This is a genomic window from Hydrogenophilus thermoluteolus (genome assembly GCF_003574215.1).
Lineage (GTDB): Bacteria > Pseudomonadota > Gammaproteobacteria > Burkholderiales > Rhodocyclaceae > Hydrogenophilus > Hydrogenophilus thermoluteolus.
Genome location: NZ_AP018558.1, coordinates 1,660,182 through 1,683,118, shown reverse-complemented (window position 1 = coordinate 1,683,118; position 22,937 = coordinate 1,660,182). Strand labels below are relative to the sequence as shown.

At 60.5% G+C, this 22,937-nt stretch carries 23 protein-coding genes and 1 tRNA gene; 12 read left to right on the top strand and 12 right to left on the bottom strand.

From position 1 onward, the window contains the following. Positions 1–52: 52 nt before the first annotated feature. Positions 53–832: a CDP-diacylglycerol--serine O-phosphatidyltransferase gene (gene pssA / locus HPTL_RS08165; protein WP_119335547.1), complete on the bottom strand. Its 780-nt coding sequence runs from the start codon at positions 830–832 to the stop codon at positions 53–55. Next, positions 829–1,494 carry a phosphatidylserine decarboxylase gene (locus tag HPTL_RS08160; protein ID WP_119335546.1) on the bottom strand — a complete coding sequence of 222 codons (666 nt, stop codon included), beginning with the start codon at positions 1,492–1,494 and terminating at the stop codon, positions 829–831. The genes pssA and HPTL_RS08160 overlap by 4 nt, the downstream gene beginning before the upstream one ends. A 70-nt stretch (positions 1,495–1,564) precedes the next feature. On the opposite strand from HPTL_RS08160, the gene HPTL_RS08155 reads away from it, so the two are divergent. Beyond that, complete coding sequence (locus HPTL_RS08155) at positions 1,565–2,362, top strand: carbonic anhydrase (RefSeq protein WP_119335545.1); 798 nt, start codon at positions 1,565–1,567, stop codon at positions 2,360–2,362. Positions 2,363–2,374: 12 nt separating this feature from the next. Here the strand turns inward: HPTL_RS08155 and HPTL_RS08150 are convergent, their stop codons facing one another. Continuing rightward, on the bottom strand, positions 2,375–4,015 hold the full coding sequence (locus tag HPTL_RS08150; RefSeq protein ID WP_119335544.1) for an electron transfer flavoprotein-ubiquinone oxidoreductase: 1,641 nt from the start codon (positions 4,013–4,015) through the stop codon (positions 2,375–2,377). 85 nt (positions 4,016–4,100) lie between these two features. Here HPTL_RS08150 and HPTL_RS08145 point away from each other — a divergent pair, with 85 nt between their 5' ends. The 7 genes from HPTL_RS08145 to HPTL_RS08115 are packed head-to-tail and all read left to right on the top strand — an operon-like array spanning position 4,101 to position 11,146. Further along, positions 4,101–4,562 (top strand): acyl-CoA thioesterase, encoded by a 462-nt coding sequence (locus HPTL_RS08145; RefSeq protein WP_119335543.1) that lies wholly within the window; start codon positions 4,101–4,103, stop codon positions 4,560–4,562. A gap of 36 nt (positions 4,563–4,598) precedes the next feature. Continuing rightward, a complete protein-coding gene (locus tag HPTL_RS08140; protein ID WP_119335542.1) occupies positions 4,599–6,587 on the top strand; it encodes an acetoacetate--CoA ligase in 1,989 nt (662 codons plus the stop codon). A gap of 41 nt (positions 6,588–6,628) precedes the next feature. Next, positions 6,629–8,296 carry a CTP synthase gene (locus HPTL_RS08135; RefSeq protein WP_119335541.1) on the top strand — a complete coding sequence of 556 codons (1,668 nt, stop codon included), beginning with the start codon at positions 6,629–6,631 and terminating at the stop codon, positions 8,294–8,296. Positions 8,297–8,333: 37 nt separating this feature from the next. Further along, positions 8,334–9,182: a 3-deoxy-8-phosphooctulonate synthase gene (kdsA, locus tag HPTL_RS08130; protein ID WP_119335540.1), complete on the top strand. Its 849-nt coding sequence runs from the start codon at positions 8,334–8,336 to the stop codon at positions 9,180–9,182. Between the two features lie 12 nt (positions 9,183–9,194). Further along, a complete protein-coding gene (locus HPTL_RS08125) occupies positions 9,195–9,488 on the top strand; it encodes a DUF1330 domain-containing protein (RefSeq protein WP_119335539.1) in 294 nt (97 codons plus the stop codon). Positions 9,489–9,527: 39 nt separating this feature from the next. Continuing rightward, positions 9,528–10,817 carry a phosphopyruvate hydratase gene (eno, locus tag HPTL_RS08120; protein ID WP_119335538.1) on the top strand — a complete coding sequence of 430 codons (1,290 nt, stop codon included), beginning with the start codon at positions 9,528–9,530 and terminating at the stop codon, positions 10,815–10,817. Between the two features lie 38 nt (positions 10,818–10,855). Next, positions 10,856–11,146, top strand: coding sequence for an FtsB family cell division protein (locus HPTL_RS08115; protein ID WP_119335537.1), 291 nt, complete (start codon positions 10,856–10,858; stop codon positions 11,144–11,146). Positions 11,147–11,162: 16 nt separating this feature from the next. Here HPTL_RS08115 and HPTL_RS08110 read toward each other — a convergent pair whose 3' ends face one another. Next, positions 11,163–11,687 (bottom strand): gamma carbonic anhydrase family protein, encoded by a 525-nt coding sequence (locus HPTL_RS08110; protein WP_119335536.1) that lies wholly within the window; start codon positions 11,685–11,687, stop codon positions 11,163–11,165. A 74-nt stretch (positions 11,688–11,761) separates the two neighbouring features. Between HPTL_RS08110 and HPTL_RS08105 the strand changes: the two genes are divergently transcribed. Both HPTL_RS08105 and HPTL_RS08100 read left to right on the top strand, forming a co-directional pair. Next, positions 11,762–12,616 (top strand): 23S rRNA (adenine(2030)-N(6))-methyltransferase RlmJ, encoded by an 855-nt coding sequence (locus HPTL_RS08105; RefSeq protein ID WP_119335535.1) that lies wholly within the window; start codon positions 11,762–11,764, stop codon positions 12,614–12,616. A 28-nt stretch (positions 12,617–12,644) separates the two neighbouring features. Then, positions 12,645–14,327 (top strand): sulfatase-like hydrolase/transferase, encoded by a 1,683-nt coding sequence (locus HPTL_RS08100; RefSeq protein ID WP_119335534.1) that lies wholly within the window; start codon positions 12,645–12,647, stop codon positions 14,325–14,327. Positions 14,328–14,381: 54 nt separating this feature from the next. Here the strand turns inward: HPTL_RS08100 and HPTL_RS08095 are convergent, their stop codons facing one another. Further along, positions 14,382–15,020, bottom strand: a complete 639-nt coding sequence (locus HPTL_RS08095) for a hypothetical protein (protein WP_197713641.1) — start codon at positions 15,018–15,020, stop codon at positions 14,382–14,384. Further along, a complete protein-coding gene (gene ylqF / locus HPTL_RS08090; protein ID WP_119336136.1) occupies positions 14,965–15,945 on the bottom strand; it encodes a ribosome biogenesis GTPase YlqF in 981 nt (326 codons plus the stop codon). The genes HPTL_RS08095 and ylqF overlap by 56 nt, the downstream gene beginning before the upstream one ends. 41 nt (positions 15,946–15,986) lie before the next feature. Here ylqF and HPTL_RS08085 point away from each other — a divergent pair, with 41 nt between their 5' ends. Then, positions 15,987–16,481, top strand: a complete 495-nt coding sequence (locus HPTL_RS08085) for a hypothetical protein (protein WP_119335533.1) — start codon at positions 15,987–15,989, stop codon at positions 16,479–16,481. Positions 16,482–16,516: 35 nt separating this feature from the next. Here the strand turns inward: HPTL_RS08085 and HPTL_RS08080 are convergent. The 4 genes from HPTL_RS08080 to rpsU form a co-directional block, all read right to left on the bottom strand. Continuing rightward, positions 16,517–16,589: transfer RNA gene (locus HPTL_RS08080), tRNA-Ile, on the bottom strand. A gap of 44 nt (positions 16,590–16,633) precedes the next feature. Next, positions 16,634–18,691 (bottom strand): RNA polymerase sigma factor RpoD, encoded by a 2,058-nt coding sequence (rpoD, locus tag HPTL_RS08075; RefSeq protein WP_119335532.1) that lies wholly within the window; start codon positions 18,689–18,691, stop codon positions 16,634–16,636. A 91-nt stretch (positions 18,692–18,782) separates the two neighbouring features. Beyond that, a complete protein-coding gene (dnaG, locus tag HPTL_RS08070; protein WP_119336135.1) occupies positions 18,783–20,576 on the bottom strand; it encodes a DNA primase in 1,794 nt (597 codons plus the stop codon). 81 nt (positions 20,577–20,657) lie between these two features. After that, a complete protein-coding gene (gene rpsU, locus HPTL_RS08065; protein ID WP_119335531.1) occupies positions 20,658–20,870 on the bottom strand; it encodes a 30S ribosomal protein S21 in 213 nt (70 codons plus the stop codon). Between the two features lie 100 nt (positions 20,871–20,970). On the opposite strand from rpsU, the gene tsaD reads away from it, so the two are divergent. Continuing rightward, entirely contained in the window at positions 20,971–21,981 is a 1,011-nt protein-coding gene (gene tsaD, locus HPTL_RS08060; protein WP_119335530.1) for a tRNA (adenosine(37)-N6)-threonylcarbamoyltransferase complex transferase subunit TsaD, read from the top strand. Here the strand turns inward: tsaD and plsY are convergent. Together plsY and HPTL_RS08050 are read right to left on the bottom strand one after the other, a co-directional pair. After that, on the bottom strand, positions 21,911–22,567 hold the full coding sequence (plsY, locus tag HPTL_RS08055) for a glycerol-3-phosphate 1-O-acyltransferase PlsY (RefSeq protein ID WP_119335529.1): 657 nt from the start codon (positions 22,565–22,567) through the stop codon (positions 21,911–21,913). The genes tsaD and plsY overlap by 71 nt on opposite strands. A gap of 2 nt (positions 22,568–22,569) precedes the next feature. Next, complete coding sequence (locus HPTL_RS08050) at positions 22,570–22,935, bottom strand: H-NS histone family protein (protein ID WP_119335528.1); 366 nt, start codon at positions 22,933–22,935, stop codon at positions 22,570–22,572. Positions 22,936–22,937 lie beyond the last annotated feature (2 nt).

Sequence of the window (22,937 nt, the reverse complement as noted above, 5' to 3'; positions counted from 1 at the left end):
GGAGAATGTTTCGCGTGCGAGAGGGAATCGATGCACAAGCCATGGCGTAAATCTACCCACCTTTTTCGTTTTTGACAAGGGGGTGCCGCTTTTTCCACCAGCGCCACAGCGCGAGGAAGTAACCGCTCAGCGCGTAAGCAAGCGTCAACGCGAAGAGTACGCCGGGGGGGTAAAACGAGATGAACGCGAACACCAACGCCAGCCCGGCTGCGGCCAGGAACGGAACGGAGCGGCGTAGATCGATCGATTTCCCGCTCCAGAACAGAATGTTGCTTACCATGCTGAGGCCCGCGAACAGGGTGAGCACGCCACACCAAACTGCGGTGGTGGTGGGGTTCCAGGCAAGGTCGTGCGCCAGCCAGACGAAGCTTGCGACGAGCGCTGCGGCGGAAGGGCTGGGCAATCCTTGGAAGTAGTTCTTACCGACGACCGTTTGATTGACGTTGAAGCGCGCCAAACGCAGCGCCGCCGCTGCACAGTAGACGAACGCGAGGATCCACCCCGGTTTGCCCAAGGAGTTGAGCGCGGTGGCCAGCGCGAGGACGGCCGGAGCAACCCCAAACGAGACCATATCGGAAAGCGAATCGTATTCCGCGCCGAACGCGCTTTGGGTGTGGGTGAGCCGCGCCAGACGACCGTCGAGTCCGTCGAAGAGGATCGCGATAAAGATCGCGATCGCGGCTGCCGCCAGATCGCCATGCCACGACTGGACCACCGAATAGAAGCCGAAAAAGAGCGCAGCGGTGGTCATCAAGTTGGGCAGGAGGTAGATCGCCCGCCGCGGGTGATTCGGAGTCTCCTCGTCCGGTATCTCGTCAACTGGGTTGGTCATGGTTTTTCGGGTGCTTCCGGCAAAAGGGCGAGAATGGTCGAGGTGGCTTTCACCTTCTCCCCAATGGTGACACACACCTGGCTTTCCGGTGGCAGGTAGAGGTCGACGCGCGAACCGAAGCGGATGAAGCCATACCGTTCACCCCGCGCCAGATGTTGGCCAGGTTCCACAGTGCAGAGGATACGGCGGGCGATGAGGCCAGCCACTTGCACGCAGGTCAGTTCGTGTCCGTCGTCGGTTTTGAAGTGGAGGGCGTTGCGTTCGTTTTCGACACTGGCTTTGTCAAGCGCTGCGTTGAGAAATTTGCCGGGGTGGTACCAGCGGTTGAGCACAGTCCCGTCTACGGGGCTTCGGTTCGAATGGACGTTGAAGACGTTCATGAAGACGCTGACTTTGAGCGCCGGGCATTCGCGCCACGGGTCGGTGGTCGCTTCGATCGCGACGATGCGGCCATCAGCCGGGGAAAGGACGGCGCGGGGCGTATCCGGGATGGGGCGCGCCGGGTCACGGAAAAATTGCACGACGAAGAGAAAGAGCGCCCAAAAGGGGAGCGACCCGGCTTCCCACCACGCCGTGGTGACGAGCGCCACCACACCCGTGAGGGCGATGAAGGGCCAACCTTCACGTGCCAGGATGGGGTGAGGATAAGGGTTTTGTGCCATGAGTGAAGGATAGGTCTTGGGAGTAACTTGTGCTATTTTACTCGGAAAGTGTTCGAGAGGAGCGGATGGGATGCGCCTAGGAATTCGCGGATGGATTGCAGTTGGCTTGTTCGCTACGGCTACGTTGGCACAGGCCGCAGGCGGTGCTGCTTGGGGTTACCACGGTAAGCTCGGGCCCGAGCGGTGGGGGAAACTCTCCAAGGAGTATTTGCTTTGCGAGATTGGAAAGAATCAGTCGCCGATCGATATCGACCGCGTTCGGGTGTTGCGCACCGACCTGCGCCCGATCCAGTTCCAGTACGAAGCACCTTTGCCTTTGACGGTGGTCGATAACGGTCATACGATCGTTTTACCGGTGCCAGAAGGCAAATGGACCCTCACCGCAGAGGGTGAGACCTTTTCGTTGATCAACGTTCATTTCCATTCGCCCAGCGAACATGCGGATAACGGCAACCGCTATCCGCTCGAAGCCCATTTCGTGCATCGCAACGCCAAAGGCGCGCTTGCGGTAGTCGGGGTTTGGTTCCAAAGTGGCGACGAGAATCCGGTATTGGCGCAGATCTTGCGGTGGGCGCCAGAGCCGACCGAGGGTGCGCACGATGCGCGGCATGTGCGCCGCAAAGGGCATCAGGAGCGCAAACGGATCAGTAACGAAACGGTTGATCTGCGCGCGTTACTGCCGCGCAGTGAAGGGTTTTTCCGTTACAACGGCTCCTTGACGACGCCGCCGTGCTCCGAAGGGGTGCGGTGGTACGTGATGCAAGAGCCCATCACGGCGAGCGAGCCGCAGTTGCAGCGGCTGCGCGCGCTCCTCAACGAGAACGCGCGCCCGGTGCAACCGCTCAACGCCCGCCGGGTTCTGGAGTGACGCGATACGGGGTCACATCCCTTGGTAGATCGGACCCTCGCCCCCTTGAGGGGTCACCCAGTTGATGTTCTGGGTGGGGTCCTTGATGTCACACGTCTTGCAGTGGACGCAGTTCTGCGCGTTGATCTGTAAGCGCGGCTGGCCGTCCGTTTCGACGATTTCATAGACACCCGCGGGGCAGTAACGGGTTTCCGGTGACGCATAGACGTTGAAATTGACGGCGATCGCCTTCTCTGGTTCACGCAGTTGCAAATGGCACGGCTGGTCTTCGTCGTGGTTGGTATTGGAGAGGAAGACCGACGAGAGGCGATCGAAGGTGATCTTGCCGTCGGGTTTGGGATAGGCGATCGGGTGAAACGTGTTTGCCGGTTTGAGCGCTTCGTGGTCGGCTTGTGCGTGGTGTAGGGTCCACGGCGCTTTGCCTCGGAACACCATCTGGTCGATCCCAAAGAGCAGCGACCCAAGGTAAAGACCTTTGTGCATCAGGGGTTTGAAATTGCGGGCGCGATACAGCTCTTCCTTCATCCAGCTGGTTTCGAAAGCGGTTGGGTAGGCGGTGAGTTCGTCGTGCGCGCGCCCAGCTGCGAGCGCGTCGGCGGTGGCTTCGGCTGCGAGCATCCCCGACTTGATCGCGGTGTGGAGCCCTTTGATGCGTGAGGCATTGAGAAAGCCCGCGTCGTCTCCGATAAGCGCGCCGCCTGGGAAGACCAGTTTCGGGAGCGACTGGATTCCGCCTGCGGTCAATGCCCGCGCTCCGTACGCGAGGCGTTCCCCGCCTTCGAGCATCGGTCGAATCGCGGGGTGGGTCTTGAAACGCTGGAACTCTTCGAACGGAGAGAGGTACGGGTTCTGGTAGTCGAGACCGACGACGAAGCCGATCGCGACCAGATCCTCTTCCAGGTGGTAGCAGAACGACCCACCGTAGGTGTGGGGGTCGAGCGGCCAGCCCGCGGTGTGCATCACGAGGCCCGCTTGGTGTTGCTCTTTGGGAATGCGCCAGAGCTCTTTGATCCCGATGCCATATTTCTGCGGGTCTTTCCCATCGCGGAGCCGGTAATGGGCTTCGAGTTGCTTGCCGAGATGCCCGCGGCACCCCTCGGCAAAGAGGGTATAACGGGCCATGATCGCGATTCCCGGTTGGTAGTTGGGCCCTGGGGTTCCGTCTTTCTGGACCCCCATGTCGCCGGTAACCACCCCGATCACACGGTCGTTGTCGTCGAAAAGCATCTCAGCCGCGGCAAAGCCAGGGAAGATCTCGACGCCGAGCGCTTCGGCCTGTTCGCCCAGCCATTTGACCAAAAACCCGGCGCGAACGATGGTGTTGCCGTGGTTTTGAAAGCACACGGGCAGGAGAAAATTGGGGGTTTTGAACGCACGCTGCTCGGTGAGGAACAAGAAGCGATCTTCGGTGACGGGCGTCCCGATGGGGGCGCCGCGTTCGCGGTAATCGGGAATGAGTTCCGCAAGCGCGCGGGCGTCGAATACCGCGCCCGAAAGAGTGTGCGCGCCGACTTCGGCCCCCTTTTCCAGCACGCAGATCGACCAATCCTCGCCGCGTTCGTTCGCGAGCTGCTTCAGCCGGATCGCCGCGGCAAGCCCAGCAGGGCCCGCGCCGACGATGACGACGTCGAACTCCATCGTTTCGCGTTCCATCTTTACGCTCCTTACGCTACAATCTGTTCCATACGCTAGCGTATGTTGGCAAAAAAGCGTTCGAATGACAAGGGGGTAATCGACAATGAGCGAGGTAACTGCGCCCCAAGCGGGGGGTGGCCACAACCCGGAAGCCGCGGTGCGGCGGTTGGCGTGGGTGTCACGCATTCCGGTTCGTTGGGGGGATATGGATGCCTACGGGCATGTCAATAATACGGTCTATTTCCGATTCTACGAGCAGGCGCGTGTCGAATGGCTGGAGCACATCGGTTATCGTGTGCATCCCGAGGCCGAAGGGGCGCCGGTGATCATCAACGCCGAATGCACCTTTTTGCGTCCTGTGACCTACCCGGCGACGGTGGAGGTCAAGCTCTTTTTGGGAGAACCCGGGCGTTCGAGTGTGATGACGTGGTACGAATTGTGTTGTGTGGGTGAGGATCCTCTCTACGCCACGGGGTATGCCAAGATCGTTTGGTTCAATCCCCGCACCGGCCAATCGGTGCCGATTCCCGATGCGTTGCGGGAAAAATTGATTCATCCAGAATAAGATGAGGTAGGTTCGCAGACCAAAGGGGGAAATTCCATGAGCAAGGATGCAACCATGCTTTGGGCGCCAAGCCCGGAACGGGTGCAACACGCGCAGATCACGGCGTTTGCACATCGTGCCGAGCGTCGCTGGGGCGTGAATCTGCCGGACTATCGTGCGCTGCACCAATGGAGCATCGAGCACCCTGAAGCGTTCTGGGCGCAAGTATGGGACGATTGTGGGGTGATCGGCACACGGGGTGACGTGATCTTCGTCGAAGGGACGGAGATCACCGCTGCGCAGTGGTTTCCGGAAGCGCGGCTCAATTTCGCGGAAAATTTGCTGCGCCGCCGCGACGATACCCCCGCCCTCATCTTTTGGGGCGAAGACAAACAGACCCTGCGCTTCACTTGGGCGGAACTCTATCGGGCGGTTGCGCAGTGTGCCGCGGCGTTGGCGGAAGCCGGGGTTGGGCGTGGAGACCGTGTTGCCGCGTATATGCCCAACCATCCGCATACGGTAGTGGCGATGCTCGCCGCGACGAGCCTGGGTGCGATCTTCACTTCGGCGTCACCCGATTTCGGCGTCCAGGGGGTGCTCGACCGTTTTGGTCAGACCGAACCCAAGGTGCTCTTCACCGTCGACGGCTATTGGTACAACGGTAAAGCGATCGACATCCGTGCCAAAGTGGCCGAGGTCGCCGAGCGGCTTCCCAGTGTCGAACGGGTGGTGGTAACCCCCTACCTGAGCGTCTCCGGGGGGTTGCCAGCGGCAGAATTCGACGGGTCGCTGTCGTCGATTCCCCGTGCCGTTTCGTGGGCGAATTGGTTGACGCCACATGAGGCGGTGCGTGAAATCGCGTTCGTCCGGTTGCCGTTCGACCATCCGCTTTACATTTTGTACTCTTCGGGCACCACAGGTGTGCCCAAATGTATCGTCCATCGCGCCGGGGGGGTATTGCTCCAACACCTGAAGGAGCATCGGTTGCATACCGACGTTCGCTCGGGTGACCGCCTGTTCTACTTCACCACCTGCGGCTGGATGATGTGGAACTGGTTGGTGAGCGGCTTGGCGAGCGAAGCGACGTTGCTCCTTTATGACGGCTCGCCCTTTGCGCGCGAAGGGCGGATTCTCTTCGATCTGGCCGACGCCGAGGGAATGACCCAATTCGGCACGTCGGCGAAATTCTTGGATGCCGCGGCGAAGCAGGGGCTTGCACCGATCGAGACCCATTCGCTTTCGTCGGTGCGTACCGTGTTGTCTACCGGGAGCCCGCTGGCGCCTGAAGGGTTTGATTACGTCTATGAACGCATCAAAACCGACGTCTGTCTGAGTTCGATTTCGGGCGGCACCGATATCTGCTCCTGCTTCGTCCTGGGGAACCCAACGCTTCCGGTCTATCGTGGCGAGATCCAGTGCAAGGGGCTGGGGATGGCGGTCGCGGTCTTCGACGAACAGGGTAATCCGGTGGTCGGAGCGAAAGGGGAGCTGGTATGCACTCGGCCATTTCCAGCAATGCCGCTCGGATTTTGGCACGACCCCGACGGCAAGCGCTACCGCGCGGCTTATTTCGAACGGTTCCCGGGGGTCTGGACCCACGGCGATTATGCCGAAGAGACGCCACGTGGCGGTTTCATCATCTACGGGCGGTCGGACGCCACGCTCAATCCGGGCGGGGTGCGGATCGGTACCGCGGAGATCTACCGTCAAGTCGAAAAGCTTGACGAAGTGGTCGAATCGTTGGTGATCGGCCAGCGGTGGGGCAACGACGAGCGGGTGGTGCTCTTCGTGCGGTTGCGGGACGGCCTAACCATGGACGACGCCCTTGTCCAGAAAATCAAAGAGACGATCCGTGTGAACACCACGCCGCGACACGTACCGGCGAAAGTGGTTCAGGTTCCCGATATCCCGCGCACCAAAAGCGGCAAGATCGTCGAGATCGCGGTTCGTCAGGTGGTGCATGGCGAAGCGGTGAAGAATGTCGAGGCGCTGGCCAACCCCGAAGCGCTCGAATACTTCCGCAACCGGCCGGAGCTCGCCACCTGAGTTTCGGGTAGAATAGCGCTTTTCGCGAGCGCCTATTCGCTATGACCAAGTATGTGTTCGTCACCGGCGGCGTCGTCTCCTCACTGGGTAAGGGGATCGCCGCCGCTTCACTTGGCGCGATTTTGGAATCGCGCGGGATTCGTGTCACCCATCTCAAACTCGACCCGTACATCAACGTCGACCCTGGCACGATGAGCCCGTTCCAGCACGGCGAGGTCTTTGTCACCGAAGACGGTGCGGAGACCGACCTCGACCTGGGGCACTACGAGCGCTTTACGAGCGCTAAGATGAGCCGGCGGAACAACTTCACTACCGGGCAAATTTATGAGTCGGTGATTCGCAAAGAGCGGCGCGGGGAGTACCTGGGCAAAACCGTTCAGGTGATCCCGCATATTACCGATGAGATCAAGCTCTACATTCGTCGCGGTGCCGAAGGGGCCGACGTCGCGATCGTCGAGGTTGGGGGAACCGTCGGCGACATCGAGTCGCTCCCTTTTCTGGAGGCGATTCGCCAGATGGGGCAGGAGCTCGGGCCGCTAGGGGCGTGCTACATCCATTTGACGCTGCTGCCCTTCATTCCGACGGCGGGTGAGCTCAAAACCAAACCGACGCAACACTCGGTGAAAGAGTTGCGGGAGATCGGTATTCAGCCCGATATTTTGTTGTGCCGTGCGGACCGGGAAATCCCGGAAGCGGAGCGGCGCAAAATCGCGCTCTTTTGCAACGTCCGCCCAGAAGCGGTGATCGAGGCGCGCGACGCCGACACCATCTACCGCATTCCGTTGTTGCTCCACGAGCAGATGCTCGACGAGATCGTCTGCCACAAACTCGGAATTTTGGCGCGGCCTGCCAATCTGCGCATCTGGCAAGAGATTGTCGATGCGCTCAACCATCCGCAGACTGAGATCGATTTGGGGTTCGTGGGAAAATATGTCGATCTCACCGAATCGTACAAATCGCTCATCGAAGCGCTCAACCATGCCGGTTTGAAAGCGCGCTGCCGGATCAATATCCACTATATCGATGCCGAAGATCTCGAAGCACCAGGTGGGGAAGCGATCCTGAAGCAGCTCGACGCGATCCTCGTTCCCGGGGGGTTTGGCCGGCGGGGCACCGAAGGCAAGATTCGCGCCATCCAATTCGCGCGCGAGCAGCAGATTCCGTATCTGGGCATTTGCTTGGGGATGCAGTTGGCGGTGGTCGAGTTTGCGCGCCACGTTGTGGGATGGCAAGACGCCCACTCGACCGAATTCGATCCCGATACGGCGCATCCGGTGGTGGGGTTGATCACCGAATGGCAGGATCGCTCGGGGCAGGTGATCCGCCGCAGTGCGGACGCCGATCTGGGCGGTACGATGCGGCTTGGTGGCCAGCCGTGTCGCGTGGCGCCGGGGACGCTGGCGCACGAGATCTACGGCAAAGATGAGATCGTCGAGCGCCATCGCCACCGCTATGAGGTCAATAACCGACTGTTGCCGGAATTGGAACAGCACGGACTCGTCGTTTCGGGCCGTGCGCCGGGTACGGACCTGTGTGAGATCGTCGAGTTGCCCCGTTCGGTCCACCCGTGGTTTTTGGGGTGCCAATTCCATCCCGAATTCACCTCGAATCCCCGTACCGGACATCCGCTCTTTTCGTCGTTCGTCGCTGCGGCGCTCGCGGCGCGGGAACGGGCAGGACGTCCGGTTTTGCTCCCCAAGGAGGCGTGATGGGTGCGGCCGTGCCGGGAAAAAAAGAGGGGCGATGATGAAACTCTGTGGCTTCGAGGTGGGGCTGGATCGCCCCTTTTTCCTGATTGCCGGGCCGTGCGTGATCGAGTCGCGGCAAATGGCGCTCGAAACCGCTTCGGCGATCAAGGCGATCACCGATCGCCTGGGGGTTCCGTTCATCTATAAATCGAGTTACGACAAGGCGAACCGCACCTCGGTCGCGTCGTTTCGTGGTCTGGGTATGGCCAAAGGGCTCGAGATCCTAGCCGAAGTGCGCGAGACCGTCGGCGTTCCCGTGCTCACCGACGTCCATACGGAGCGTGAGGTCGTGCCGGTTGCCGAAGTGGTCGACGTGTTGCAAACGCCCGCATTCCTCTGCCGCCAAACCGACTTCATTCAGGCGGTTGCCGCAAGCGGCAAACCGGTGAACATCAAAAAAGGGCAATTCTTGGCCCCGGAGGATATGCGCCACGTTGTCGCGAAAGCCAAAGCGGCCAATGGCGGTGCCGATACGATCCTGGTCTGTGAGCGCGGCGTTTCGTTCGGATACCACAATTTGGTGGTCGATATGCGCGGCCTCGCGATCATGCGCGAGACCGGTTGCCCAGTGGTGTTCGACGCCACGCATTCGGTCCAACTGCCCGGCGGGGGAGACGGGCGGTCGAGCGGCCGCCGCGAGTTCGTCCCGGTTTTGGCGCGCGCTGCGATCGCTGCGGGGGTGGCCGGGCTCTTCATGGAGTGCCATCCTGACCCCGACAAGGCCCTTTCCGACGGGCCGAACGCTTGGCCCATTCCGCGGCTCGAGGCGTTGCTGTCGACGTTGGTCGAGCTCGATCGAGTGGTGAAGCGCAGCCCCTTCCTCGAAAACGAGTGGTTACTTCGCTGAAAGGAGCCGAACATGGCGAAAGGGTATGTGGTTGTGGTGGCGCGCCGTGCCGACAATGACGCGCTTGCGCGTTATCGCGAACTCTCTGCGCAGGCGGTGGCCGAACATGGAGGGCGTTTCCTCGTGCGGGGTGGCCGCTTCGAGGTGCTGGAGGGCGCCTGGCAGCCGGTGCGCGTCGTCGTCGTCGAATTTCCCTCTTATGACGCGGCGAAAGCGTTTTACGATTCCGAAACCTACCGACAAGCGCGTGCCGCCCGCGAAGGAGTTGCGGAGTACGACATGCTCGTCGTCGAAGGGCTTGCGTAAGGCGCGGTCGGAACGAATACAGAGTAAAGGAGTGAAACCATGGCAGCAATCGTAGATATCGTTGCCCGCGAGGTGCTCGATTCGCGCGGCAACCCCACGGTCGAGGCAGACGTGTTGCTCGAATCGGGCGTCCTCGGGCGGGCAGCGGTTCCTTCCGGGGCGTCGACCGGTTCTCGGGAAGCGCTCGAATTGCGGGATGGCGATCCCAACCGCTATTTGGGCAAAGGCGTGCTCAAAGCGGTCGAAAACGTCAATACCGAAATTTGCGAAGCCCTGTTGGGGCTCGACGCCGACGACCAGGCGCTCATCGACAAGACGATGATCGAGCTCGACGGCACCGAGGACAAATCGCGCTTGGGTGCGAACGCGATCCTGGCGGTGTCGCTCGCGGTGGCGAAGGCCGCCGCGGAAGAGGCGCGACTGCCGCTCTACCGCTACCTGGGCGGCAGCGGCCTCAAAGCGATGCCGGTACCGATGATGAACGTGATCAACGGCGGTGCGCACGCCAACAACAGCCTCGATATTCAAGAGTGCATGATCATGCCCGTGGGCGCGTCGACCTTCCGTGACGCGTTGCGCTGCGGTGCCGAAGTGTTCCACCACTTGAAGAAAATCATCGACAAACGCGGCATGCCCACGACGGTGGGGGACGAAGGCGGGTTTGCGCCCAACGTGAAAAACACCGAAGAGGCGTTGAACCTGATTCTCGAAGCGGTTGCCGCGGCAGGGTATGAACCCGGACGTGACGTGGTATTGGCGCTCGACTGCGCAAGCTCCGAGTTCTACCGCGACGGTCAATACGTGCTCGAAGGGGAGGGACTCACGCTTACTTCGGAAGCGTTTGCCGACTACCTGGCGACCCTGGTGGACAAATTCCCGATCGTTTCGATCGAGGATGGCATGGCCGAAGGCGATTGGGCCGGGTGGAAGCTCTTGACCGAACGGTTGGGGCAGAAGGTGCAACTGGTTGGCGATGATCTCTTCGTTACCAACACCAAAATCTTGGAAAAAGGAATCCAAGAAGGCATAGCCAATTCGATCCTGATCAAGATCAACCAGATCGGGACGCTTACCGAAACCTTCGCTGCGGTGGAAATGGCGAAACGCGCGGGCTATACCGCGGTGGTTTCGCACCGTTCGGGCGAGACCGAAGACGCGACGATCGCCGATATCGCGGTTGGGTTGTCGACGATGCAGATCAAGACCGGTTCGCTTTCCCGTTCCGACCGACTGGCGAAATACAACCAGCTGCTGCGCATCGAGGAGGATTTGGGCGATACGGCCCACTATCCCGGTATCGCCGCGTTCTATAACCTGCGTCGCGGCTGAGTCTTGTTGCGGCGTCGTCGCACGCGGAGTGTCACGCGATGGTCACGGCGCTGCGGCGGTTGGCGATCCTCCTCCTGGTGCTCGGGTTGCAATACCAGCTCTGGTTCGGCGAAGGGGGGATCGTCGCGCGGCAACGTCTGGAAGCGAAAGTGGCCGAGCTGCGTGCGCAGAACGCCGCGCTCGAAGCCCGCAACGAGCGGCTGCGCGAGGTGATTCGGCAATTGGAAACGGGCGGCGAGGCGCTCGAAGAGACCGTTCGCCGCCAATACAACTGGATTCGCAGCGACGAACTCCTTTTCATGGTGCCGGAGCACGCCAGCCGCCCATGAAGAAGGTGCTTACAAGTTAGTCGATGCGGCGCAGGAACCGGCGGTAGCGGCGCGCCGCGTCGATGTAGTGCTGCGCGTTTTGGCGCAACGCAGCAACCTCTTCGTCGCTCAACGTGCGCACCACGCGGCCGGGTGAGCCGACGACCAGGCTGCGGTCGGGGATCACCTTGCGCTCGGGAATGAGCGCATTGGCGCCAATGATGCACTCTTTGCCGATCACCGCATGGTTTAGGATCACCGCGTTGATCCCGATCAAGGTGCCGTCACCGATCGTGCACCCGTGCAGCATCGCCATGTGGCCGACGGTGACATGGGCTCCGATCGTGAGCGGAACGCCTTCGTCGTTGTGCAGGATCGCGCCGTCTTGGATGTTCGTACCCGCCCCGATCGTGATCGGTTCGTTGTCACCGCGAACCACCGCATTGAACCAGATCGAGACGTCCGGGCCCAGCCGAACGTCACCGATCACTTCGGCGCTCTCGGCAATCCAGACGCCTTCCGATAAAATGGGTCTCTTGTCGTCGAGGGCAAAACAGGCCATTGTCACGCTCTCATTTTTTCTGAAACGCGCTTTATTATCCCATGAAACCGCGTTCGTGCTGAAAGTTGCGCATTATGCTTGCTTACCGTCATGCGTTTCATGCAGGGAATCCCGGTGACCTGCTCAAACATTGGGTGTTGAGCGAAGCGCTCGCGCTGCTCAACCAAAAAAAGAAGCCGTGGTGTGCGTTCGATACCCACGCGGGGGCTGGCGTCTATGCGCTGACGCAGCGCATTGGCGGTCGACTTCCGGAAGAGTGGCGCGACGGGGTCGGTCGCTTTTGGGCGGCGCAGGCAGAGGCCCCTGCGGCGTTTGCCACGTTTCGGTCCATTTTGAATGCATTCAATCCCGATGGCACGATGACGGTTTATCCCGGGTCGCCCGCGATCGCGCGCTTCTTGATGCGCGCCGATCTTCCCGATCGACTCTATTGCTTCGAGCGCCACCCCACCGACGGCGAAGCGTTGCGGCAGCTCTTTGCGCGTGACCCCAGGGTGAGCGTTACGCTTGCCGACGGATGGCAAGCAGCGGTCAAACGGATGCCGCCCCCCGTGCGGCGCGGGATCGTTTTCGTCGACCCTTCGTACGAAGGGGCGAAGGACTATGGTGCCGTCATGCCGTTCGTTCGCGAGGTGCGGCGTCGGTTTCCGCAAGCAGTGGTGATGGTGTGGTACCCATTGCTCAAGCGGTACGAAGTCCCGATTTTGGTGCGGCGGTTGCGCAACGTGCTGCCGGAGGACCACCTGTGGGTGGAGCTTGCGGTCACGGCGCCACCGAAAAGCGGGTGGGGGATGTATGGAAGTGGGCTGGTGGTCCTGCAACCCCCTTATGGGCTTCATGAGCGACTCCAGGAAGGGCTCACGTGGTTGCACGGGCTCCTGGCGCAACCCAACGCGCCCGAGCCACGGGTTGAGAGCCGAACGCGGTGAAAACGGATCCGTTGAAGCAGAGTAGTCAATGATGGCATCGAAGCAAAATCTGGCACAGCGCGCTTTGGCGCAAGTTGTGATCTGGCTGGGCGGGACGCTCCTTTGGCTGGCGGTTTATTTGGGCATCGATCACGTTTTTGCGGCGTTGGAGCCGAGCTACCGGGTCAAACCCGAAGGGCTGACGATCGCAATCGTAGGCCTCTGGTTCGCACTGACGCTGGCATTGCGTTCCGTGGTTGCCGCCTGGATGGCAGCGCTCTTTTTCGCAGCGGCGCAGTGGGGACAATTTCTGCACTACAGCTATTACGGTGCGCCCATTGCGCCGCACGAGCCGGTGCTGCTTTTCACTGAGTGGCGCGAGATCACGGTGGCGTTTTCTGGGCTGCTCCACCATTTTTGGGCAGCGCTGCTGCTGCCGCTCTTGCCGCTTGCCGTTTTCGCTGCAGTGCGGCGAATGAACCGGCGCTTCGGCGTGCAGGGGCGGTGGTGGCCAGGAATGCTTTTCTTGGCGTTGTGGTTGGTGTTACCGCTCAAAGCGTACCGACACCCCGAAAACACGCAGGCATTCTATCCGCGTCCCTACGGTTATGCGCTCAAAAACGCCTGGTTGGTCACGTCGTACGCGATCGGCGCAACCGCAGCGCATGGCGGGATTTCTGCACTGGCGGCGGCACAGTCAGTGAGTGGCGAGCCGTATCACGTACGCCCGATCGGCGAGGGGGTCGATGGGGTGATCGTCCTTGTGATGGGAGAATCGACCAATCCAAGCGTGATGAGCGCTTTTGGTTACCCGCAACCCACTACGCCGTTTCTGGCATCGTTGCGTACGTGCCCAACGTGCATCGTCACGATCGGGCAGTCCGCTGGGGTGGCAACCAAGGTGACGTTGCCGATGTTTTTCAATCTGCAGCGTGAGCCGTGGCGTAGTGACATTCCGGTTACCGGTAAGAGTAACCTGATCTCGCTGGCGAAGCAACATGGGTATCGTGTCGTGGTCGAGTCGGCTCAGACCAACAACCTGTTTACCTTCACACGGGCGGATTCGGCCGACCATTTCTGCACCGTGGATCGATGCGATCCCGAGCGTGCCGAAGCGGGGGTCGATCGCGTCTTACTCGAACGCATCGCCGCGGAACCATTTCGCGACAAAACCTTGTTGATCCTCCACACCCGCGTTGCGCATTCGGCGTACGACCGCTATCTGCCGCCAGGATGGCAACCGTTTCCCGTCGATACCTCGTCGCGCAGCGCTCAGATGCAGACGACCTACCGTAACGCTGTTGCCTGGTTCGACGAATTGGCACGGCAGATCGTTACTGCGGTACGAAGCAAAACGGACAAGCCGATTTGGTTCATCCTTACCGGTGACCACAACGAATTGCTGGGTGAAGGCGGCCGTTGGGGCCACGGGCAGCTTACCGCGCATGCTGGCGAAGTTCCCGTGGTGGTCGCCGCCTGGAATGGCGCCACGATCCCAGAACCTTGGCCATCACGGTTGCGTTGTCGGCCCACGCACTACGAATTGGGGCAGTTCGTCGCAGAGCTTTTGGGGTGGGAGGTGCACTCACCGGAGGAGTCGCCTCGGGTACTCTACACCAACGGTCCCGATCTCGGTGGGAAAGCAGGCTGGATCGAATTGACGCGTCGTATTGCGGAAGATGGCCGCTGCGACGTTGTCGAGCGTCTGGTGCCGTCGGGCCGGCACCCGTGAAAGGGGGAACGAACGGCGCAAATGACGCGGTTCGGGAACGCGCGCAAAAAGGCGTTATTCTTCCAGCACCAAGGGATCGGAGAAGACCAGCGTGCCATCTTTGCGCATCATCAAATTGTCTTGCGCGATGAGATCGGGCAACAGCCGGTACTGCTCGATAAAGCGCGCCAACGCGTCCAAGGCCTCAGTCAGTGTCTTGTCGAAAGGTGGTTGCGTTTGCACCATCTGCTGTAACGCGATTGCGCCCATTTTGCGGCTGAGTTCGCCCCACTGTTTGCACATTTCCCAATAGACGGCGGCCAAACGGCGCGCCAATTGGCCTGCTGGCGACTGTTCCGGCAGTGGGTAGAGTTTTTCCATTTCGAAAAGGTGCATCGGGTAGCCGAGCGACGAACGGCCGATGATACCGTGGTACGCATGGACGATAGGAAAATGAGGCCCTTGCGGGCGATCGTCCGCGGTGTAGTAGAGGTATTCGTCGGGATGGGTGACAATTTTGTACACGCGTTCAGGGCCCGCGTCGAGGACGATGCTGAAGCGACCTCGGCCGATTTCCCGTTTGCCGGAAAGGAGCGGGTGTTCCGGGACGGGGTCGGGGAGCTGCCCCTGTTCATGGCTTGGCGGCGCCAATTGGGGGTCACCGTTTGGGTGCGCCGCTTCCGGTTTTGTCGGTTGTTTCGCTTTCGGCGTCATGGTGCTCATCGCAACGGGAAGCTGTTTCGATCATATCACTTTTGTCGCCGGTTGTGGCGCGCGCGATGCGCAGCGTACGGCTCTCCGGGGTCTCCAGCGTCACTCGGCCCAAGCGGCCGTCCCGGAAATCCTGCAAGAAGACGAGGGCGGCACGCTCCCAGTCGATTACGCCACCTCGGGCGACGCAGCCGCGCCGTTCGGCAATCGCTTCCAAGATCGCCTCTGGGTGGGATGCGGTGATCAGAGTTTCGGGAAGGCCGTATCGTTTCGCAATGCGCTCGGCATAGCCCTCTTCCTGAAGCGTGGTGATGAGCGCGAGCGCCACTTCTTCTTCACGCACCGCATTGCGCCCGATTGCGTGGCATGCCGCGAGCATCCAGCCGTCGTGTTCGATTTCGATCTTCGGCCACATCATGCCCGGCGTATCGAAAATGGTCCGTAAGCCGTCCAGGTGGTAGCGCTGCACCGCCTTGGTCACCGCCGGTTCGTCGCCAACCTTGGCCGCTTTGCGCTTGAGTAATGCATTGAGCAGGGTCGATTTGCCCACGTTGGGAATGCCGACGATCATCATCCGCAATGGCTTGGTGGGATGATTGCGGTGGGGTGCCAACGATTGCGCGGCGGGTATCACCTGGCGCACGTCTGCAGGTTGGTGGGCGCAGAGCGCCAGCGTAGCCACACCGGCTTCTTGCTGCAGCGCCGCACGCCATCTTTCGGTGCGTTCGGGGTCGGCCAAGTCGCTTTTGTTGAGGAGCTTCAAGCACGGCTTTTGCCGACTGCGGCGAAGTGTCTCCAACAGTGGATTCCGGCTTGCTGCCGGAATGCGGGCATCGAGCACTTCGATGACGACGTCGACCTCGGCAAGCGCTTCCTGCAATCGCTTGCGCGTGGCGTGCATGTGTCCAGGAAACCATTGAATCGCCATAATCATCATCCTATCATTTCGTGTATACAGGAGGGCGTAGTATGCGCGTTTTTCTCGACACCGAATTTACTGATTTCACAGATCCGCGTTTGATTTCGGCGGGATTGGTCGCCGAGGATGGGCAGGAATTTTATTGCGAATTGGCAGAGGGTTGGGGAATTGCCGATTGTTCCCATTTCGTTTATCACTTCGTCCTGCCGCAGCTCGAGAATACCCATCGATTGACGCGGACCGAGGCGGGAAAAGCCCTTGTGGCGTGGCTGGTGACGCTTGGTGATTCGCTGACGGTCGTTTTCGACGTCCGAGAAGATTGGCGGCTTTTTATAGACCTGATTGCCCCCTATCGCGCCGCGAATCTGAAGCTCGCTGCGCACTGGCTCAATGATTGGACGACTCCGGTTGGTACGCGCCGGCACGCGATCTTGGAGTCGATCCTGTCGGACGAAGATCGGCGTCACCACGCGCTCGTCGATGCCCGAGCGTTGCGTGAAGCGGTTTTGCGGACGGAATCGGAATTCAAGAAACGCGGCTTTTAGCGCGGTGGTGGGTGCTGGCCAGTCTGATTTTTTGATGCGCCCAGCAGGATTCGAACCTGCAACCAACGGATTATGAGTCCGCTGCTCTAACCGTTGAGCTATGGGCGCACAGGAAGGCCGCCAAGGGCGGCCAGTGCGTGAGCGTAAGGGAGTCAGCTTTCGTTGTCAAGATAAGCGCGCAGGAGCTCAGCCCGCGAGGGGTGGCGCAGTTTCCTGAGCGCTTTGGCTTCGATCTGGCGGATCCGTTCGCGTGTGACGTCGAATTGGCGTCCCACCTCTTCGAGCGTGTAGTCGGTGTTCATTTCGATGCCGAAACGCATCCGCAGCACTTTGGCTTCGCGCGGGTTGAGCTGTTCGAGTACTTCGCGCATCGCTTCACGCAGGTCGGCTTGCAGTGCGGCGTCGATCGGTTGTTGCACCGACGTGTCTTCGATGAAGTCGCCTAAGTGCGAATCCTCGTCGTCGCCGATCGGCGTTTCCATCGAGATCGGGTCGCGGGAGATTTTGAGGATGCGCCGAATCTTCTCTTCTGGCATACCCATTCTCTCCGCAAGCACCTCGGGGGAGGGCTCTTCGCCGGTCTCTTGCAGGATCTGGCGGCTGATGCGGTTCATCTTGTTGATGGTTTCGATCATGTGCACCGGGATGCGGATGGTGCGCGCTTGATCGGCGATCGAGCGGGTGATTGCCTGGCGGATCCACCAGGTGGCGTAGGTGGAGAATTTGTAGCCGCGGCGGTATTCGAACTTGTCTACCGCTTTCATCAAGCCAATGTTGCCCTCTTGTATCAGGTCGAGGAATTGTAGCCCGCGGTTGGTGTATTTCTTCGCGATCGAGATGACGAGCCGGAGGTTGGCTTCGACCATTTCGCGCTTTGCTGCGCGCATCTTCGCTTCCCCTTGCGACATCCGTTTGAAGATGTCTTTGAGTTCGTCGAGCGGGACGCGCGCGCGCTCGACGATTTCGATGATCCGCTGCTGTTCGTCGAGCACGCTGGGGAAGACCCGCACCAGCGATTCGGACCACGGGTGGCCGGCTTCGATCTCGTTCTTGATCCAGTCGAGGTTGGTTTCGTTCGGAGGGAAGGTTTTGAGGAAGTGATCCCGCGGCATCGTGCCGATTTGCGTGCAGAGGATTTGGATCTGCCGCTCGTGCTGCCGCACCTGCTCGATGAAGCCGCGCACGATGTCGCAGACTTGCTCGATATAGCGCGCGGTAAAGCGGATGTGCAGCAGTTCGTGCGCGATGAGATCGCGCAGTTTCTGGTATTCGGGGTTTTGGGTTCCGCCTTGGGTGAGCGCAGCATCCAGCGCTTGGTACCATTCGCGGATTTTGGCGAAATGGGCGAGCGTCCCCTTTTTGAGGGTGGCTAGGTTCTCGGCCTGGATACGTGCTGCGCGCTCTTCTTTTGTCTCTTCTTCCTCTTCTTCCTCTTCGTCTTCGTCGCTGACGTCGTCGAAGGTGTCGTCGCTGTCGTCGGTTGCGTCGTCGTCGGACTCGTCCAGCGTTTCGTCGATGTCGTCGTCAAGGGATTCTGCGTCGTCTTCTTCGTCCGTGGTAGGCGGGACGATGTCGTCGAGGTTGTCGATGAGACCATCGACCACTTCGTCGACGCGCAGTTTGTCGTTTTCGATTTTTTCGACCGTTTCCAACATGAACGCGATGGTTGGCGGGCACGCGGCGATTGCCTGCACCATGCTCCGCAGGCCATCTTCGATTCGTTTGGCGATCTCGATTTCGCCTTCTCGGGTGAGCAGCTCCGAGTGCCCCATTTCCCGCATGTACATCCGCACGGGGTCGGTGGTGCGGCCGAATTCGCTGTCAACCGTGGAGAGCGCCTGTTCGGCTTGTTCGTCGAGATCGTCGTCGTGCGCGATCGCCGGCGCGGTATCGGAGATCAGCAATTCTTCCGGTGACGGGGCTTCCTCGAAGACTTTGATGCCCAGGTTGTTGAAGGTGGTGACGATCGCTTCGATCTGGTCGGCGTCGGTAATGTCGTCCGGAAGGTGGTCGTTGATCTCGGCGTAGGTGACGTACCCGCGCTCTTTGCCCATCGCCAGGAGCGCTTTGATTTGGTTGCGCCGTTTTTCGGCGTCTTCCGGGCTTTGGCTTGCGGCGACCGACTCGATCAGCGCCCGTTCGGTTGCACGTGCCGTTGTGGTACGTCGCGTGGATTTGCGTTTTTGGCCATTTTTGTTGGTTTGCGTCATAGCGCTTTTACCTCGAAAAGGGCGAAGGAGTGGTACCGGGATAACCGACCATTATAGCATGGAGTCGGACTAAATGCCTCGCGATTGCGTTTCAGTTGCCGCGCCGGTCATTTTGTGGGCGCTTGGCCTCGCGAATCAAAGTGTTGAGTCGCTGGCGTTCTTCGGCAGTGAGCATTTGGACACGGGCTTTTGCCATGAGTTCAGCGATTTCGCGTTGCAGGGTCTGGGCAGCGAGGGCATCGAGGAGATCGGCAAGCTCGCTTTCCGGGTCGGTGTCGTCGGGTGCGGATTCTTCGACGAGCGCCGCGGCATGAGATTCAAGCCGGGCGCGCAGGGATTCGTCCGATTGGAAATGGGAGAGGATCGCAGCAAGCGGGTGCTCCGGCGCGATTTCGCCGTGTTCGATCGCATCGACAAGCCGTTGTGCCGCTTGGAGGTCGGGATCTTCCGAGGCGTCGAGCCAGTTGACGGGAACGCGCGCGGCAAGCCGCGGGTGGGCAAGGAGCAGTCGTAGAAGACGCGTTCCCAACGTTGCAACGGTTTTGCGCGGTGTGGCGTGCCAATGCGGTTGCGTGCGTGTCCGTGTCCGCCGCGGTGCGACACGAGGCGTTGCCGCGGCCGCCCAGTCATCGAGTGGGATACGGGCGCGCTCGGCGATCTCCTGTTCGATCTGGCGCTTGAGCTCTGGGGCGGCGATGCGGGCAATGAGCGGTTGCGCGTGGTGGATAAGGCGCGCGCGTCCTTCGGGGGTGTCGAGTGACTCATTTTCCGTGAGCGTCTCGATCAGGTATTGGCTGAGCGTGCGGCTCTGTTGAAGGTGCTCGCGAAACGCGTCCGTGCCGACGCAGCGTACGAGGGAGTCGGGGTCTTCCCCTTCTGGCAAGAAGGCAAAGCGCAGCGTCACGCCGTCTTTGAGTGCTTCCAGGCTCTGTTCGAGCGCGCGCCATGCGGCACGGCGCCCCGCGTCGTCGCCGTCGAAACAGAAGAGGATCTCGTCGGTGAGGGTGACGAGCGTCCGGACGTGGTGCGGCGTGGCGGCAGTACCCAACACCGCAACCGCGTTGTCGATGCCGTGCTGCCAAAGCGAGACGACATCCATGTACCCTTCGGTTACGATCACGTGTCCGCGCGTGCGAATTGCGTCTCGTGCAAGCGCTAGCGCATAGAGTTCGTGGCTTTTGCTGAAGAGTGGGGTTTCAGGCGAGTTGAGGTATTTCGGTTCGCTTTGGTCGAGTACGCGGCCGCCGAAAGCGACCACCTGTCCGCGGCGGTTGTGGATCGGAAAGAGGATGCGGTGGCGAAAGCGGTCGTAGCGGCGTCCGTTGTCCTGTGCGATCACCAGGCCCGCTTTTTCCAAGAGGGGATCGTTGTAATGGGGAAAGATCGCTGCGAGCGCTTGCCAGTCGTCCGGCGCATATCCCAAGCCGAAGTGGTGGATCGCGTCACGCCCGATGCCACGGCGTTCCAGGTATCGGAGCGCTTCGGGGTGGCGTGCCAGTTGCTGCTGATAGAAGTGGGCGGCTTTTTCGAGGAGATGCAACAACTGTTCGCGTTCGTTGCGGGCCGTTTCCGCGGCTTTTGGGTCACCCGTTCGGGTTTTGGGAACGACTAAGCCGGCTTCTTGGGCGAGCGCTTCGACGGCATCGGGAAAGGAGATCCCCTCGTATTCCATCAAGAAGGTGATCGCAGTGCCGTGGGCGCCACAGCCGAAGCAGTGGTAGAACTGTTTGCTGGGTGAAACGGAAAATGAGGGGGTTTTTTCGCCGTGGAATGGGCAACAGGCAAAATAGTTCACGCCCGATTTTTTGAGTTTGATCCGCTTGCCGATGACTTCGACGATGTCGGTGCGCGCAAGAAGGGTTTCGACGAACTCAGGCGGGATCATTGCAGCGCAAAGCAAATCGCCACACTGAAGTCAGCGGCTCCTTCAGTGTGGCAGGCAGCAAAACGAAGGAAAAAAATGTGATCAGTACATTTTCGGGGGAAGCATCTGCATCCGCAGTTTTTTCTGGTAGCGTTTGATCGCGGCAGCGCGCTTGCGTTTGCGCTCTTCCGAAGGTTTTTCATAGAACTCGCGTTTGCGCAGTTCCGTCAAAATCCCCGCTTTTTCCACCAGACGCTTGAAGCGGCGGATCGCCACGTCGGCGGGTTCGTTTTCTTTGACACGCACGTAGGGCATGAATGTTTCCTCGAATCTGGTACCGGAAAGCATGCGATTATACCTGAGTGCGGCAACTGGGGGCAAGGCTTTTCACGGTGGGATTCGGTACAATCGCGGCATGAAACGGATTTTGGCGATCGAAACGTCGTGTGACGAGACCGGGGTGGCGCTTTGGGATGACGCTTCCGGGCTGGTTGCGCACGAACTGTTTTCTCAAGTGGCGTTGCACGCCCATTATGGCGGAGTGGTGCCAGAGTTGGCGTCGCGCGACCATGTGCGGCGGTTGCCGCTGCTCGTCGCGCGTGCGCTCACGCAGGCGCGCTGGACGCCGGCGGATGTGGATCTGGTCGCGTACACGGCGGGGCCCGGTTTGGCAGGCGCGCTTTTGGTGGGCGCAGCGTTTGCCGAGAGTTGGGCGTTTGCCCGCGGGGTTCCGACGATGCCGATCCACCATTTGGAAGGACATCTGCTTTCGCCGTTGATGGCTGCGCCCGATTTGGCGTTTCCGTTCGTGGCGCTCCTTGTTTCGGGCGGTCATACGCAGCTTTTGTGGGTCGAAGGCGTGGGGCGCTATCGGTTGTTGGGCGAGACGATCGATGATGCAGCGGGTGAAGCGTTCGACAAAACCGCCAAAATCCTGGGGTTGGGCTATCCGGGCGGCCCACAGTTGGCAAAACTGGCCGAGCAGGGGGATGCAACGCGCTATGCACTGCCGCGCCCGCTTATGCAGTCGTCGGAGATCGCGTTCAGTTTCAGTGGATTGAAAACCGCGGTGGCGCTTGCTGCCGAAACGATTGGCGACGACCCTCAGGCGAAGGCGGATCTGGCGGCGTCGTTTCAAGCGGCGGTGATCGACGTGTTGGTGGCTAAAACCGTGCGTTCGGTCGAGATGACGGGTGCCCGCCGTCTGGTTGCGGCGGGCGGAGTCACCGCGAATGCGCAGTTGCGCGCGCGTTTGGCGGCTGAGTTGGAGGCGCTAGGCTGTTCGGTCGTCTTTCCCCCGCCGCAGTGGTGCACCGACAATGGAGCGATGATTGCGCACGCTGCGGCGCAACGCGTCAGGTTGGGTTTTCCGGTGAAGACGGATTACCGGGTGATGATCCATCCGCGCTGGCCGTTGCCGCTTTAACGCCGATTTTCGACTCTGTCCCTTGCAAAAGATTGCGAATGTTTTGGTGGTGTCGTGCGATAAGTATCGCTGCGAGTACGGTGACGAGAGCCACTTCGGCTGGGGTGCGGTTGAGGAGCCACGCGAGCGGTGGGGTAAGGAGCGCCGCAATGAGCGCCGCCAGTGACGAGTAGCGGGAGACCACCGCGACGGTCAGCCAGATGAGCGCGGCGATGAGACCCAACAACGGTTGGATCGCCAACAGGACGCCGAGCGCGGTAGCGACCCCTTTCCCGCCCTGAAAACGAAGGAAATAGCTGAAGACGTGGCCCAGAAAAGCGCCGAGCCCTGCGGCAGCCGCCAGGGTGGGGGATTGCGTCGCAGCTTGTGCGATCAGTACCGCAGCGGCGCCTTTGCCAGCGTCACCGATGAGCGTCAAAAGCGCTGCTCCTTTGTGACCGGTGCGCAGCACATTGGTAGCGCCCGGGTTTTTCGATCCGAAAGTGCGCGGATCGGGCAAGCCGAAGAGTTTACTGGTGATCAGCGCAAAGGGAACGGATCCGAGCGCGTAGCCAAAGAGCAGCGCGAACAGGATGTGCCAACTCATCGTTAGCCGATGCGCAGCTCTTCACGCGAACGCCCAGAGGCTTCCCACTCTTGGAGCCATTTCGGTGGCAAACCGCGGCCCGTCCAACCTTTGTCGGGATCGGTAGGGTGGCGGAAGCGCCACGGCAGTTTGCGTTTCGGCGCGCTATTTTTGCGCCCCTTGCCACTCCGTTCGCGGGTCAACCGCTCCAGAAGCGTTTCAAAGGGAACGCCGAGCCGTTCGGCCATTTGCCGAACCTCTTCTTTGAGTTGTTCGAGCCGCTCATCTTGTTTTTTGACGATGGTTTTTTCGATATCTTTTTTCAGCTCTTCCAAAGCTTCGATGGAAAGGGCTTCGAGCGTTTCCAATGGGATATTGTGCAGAGCCATAG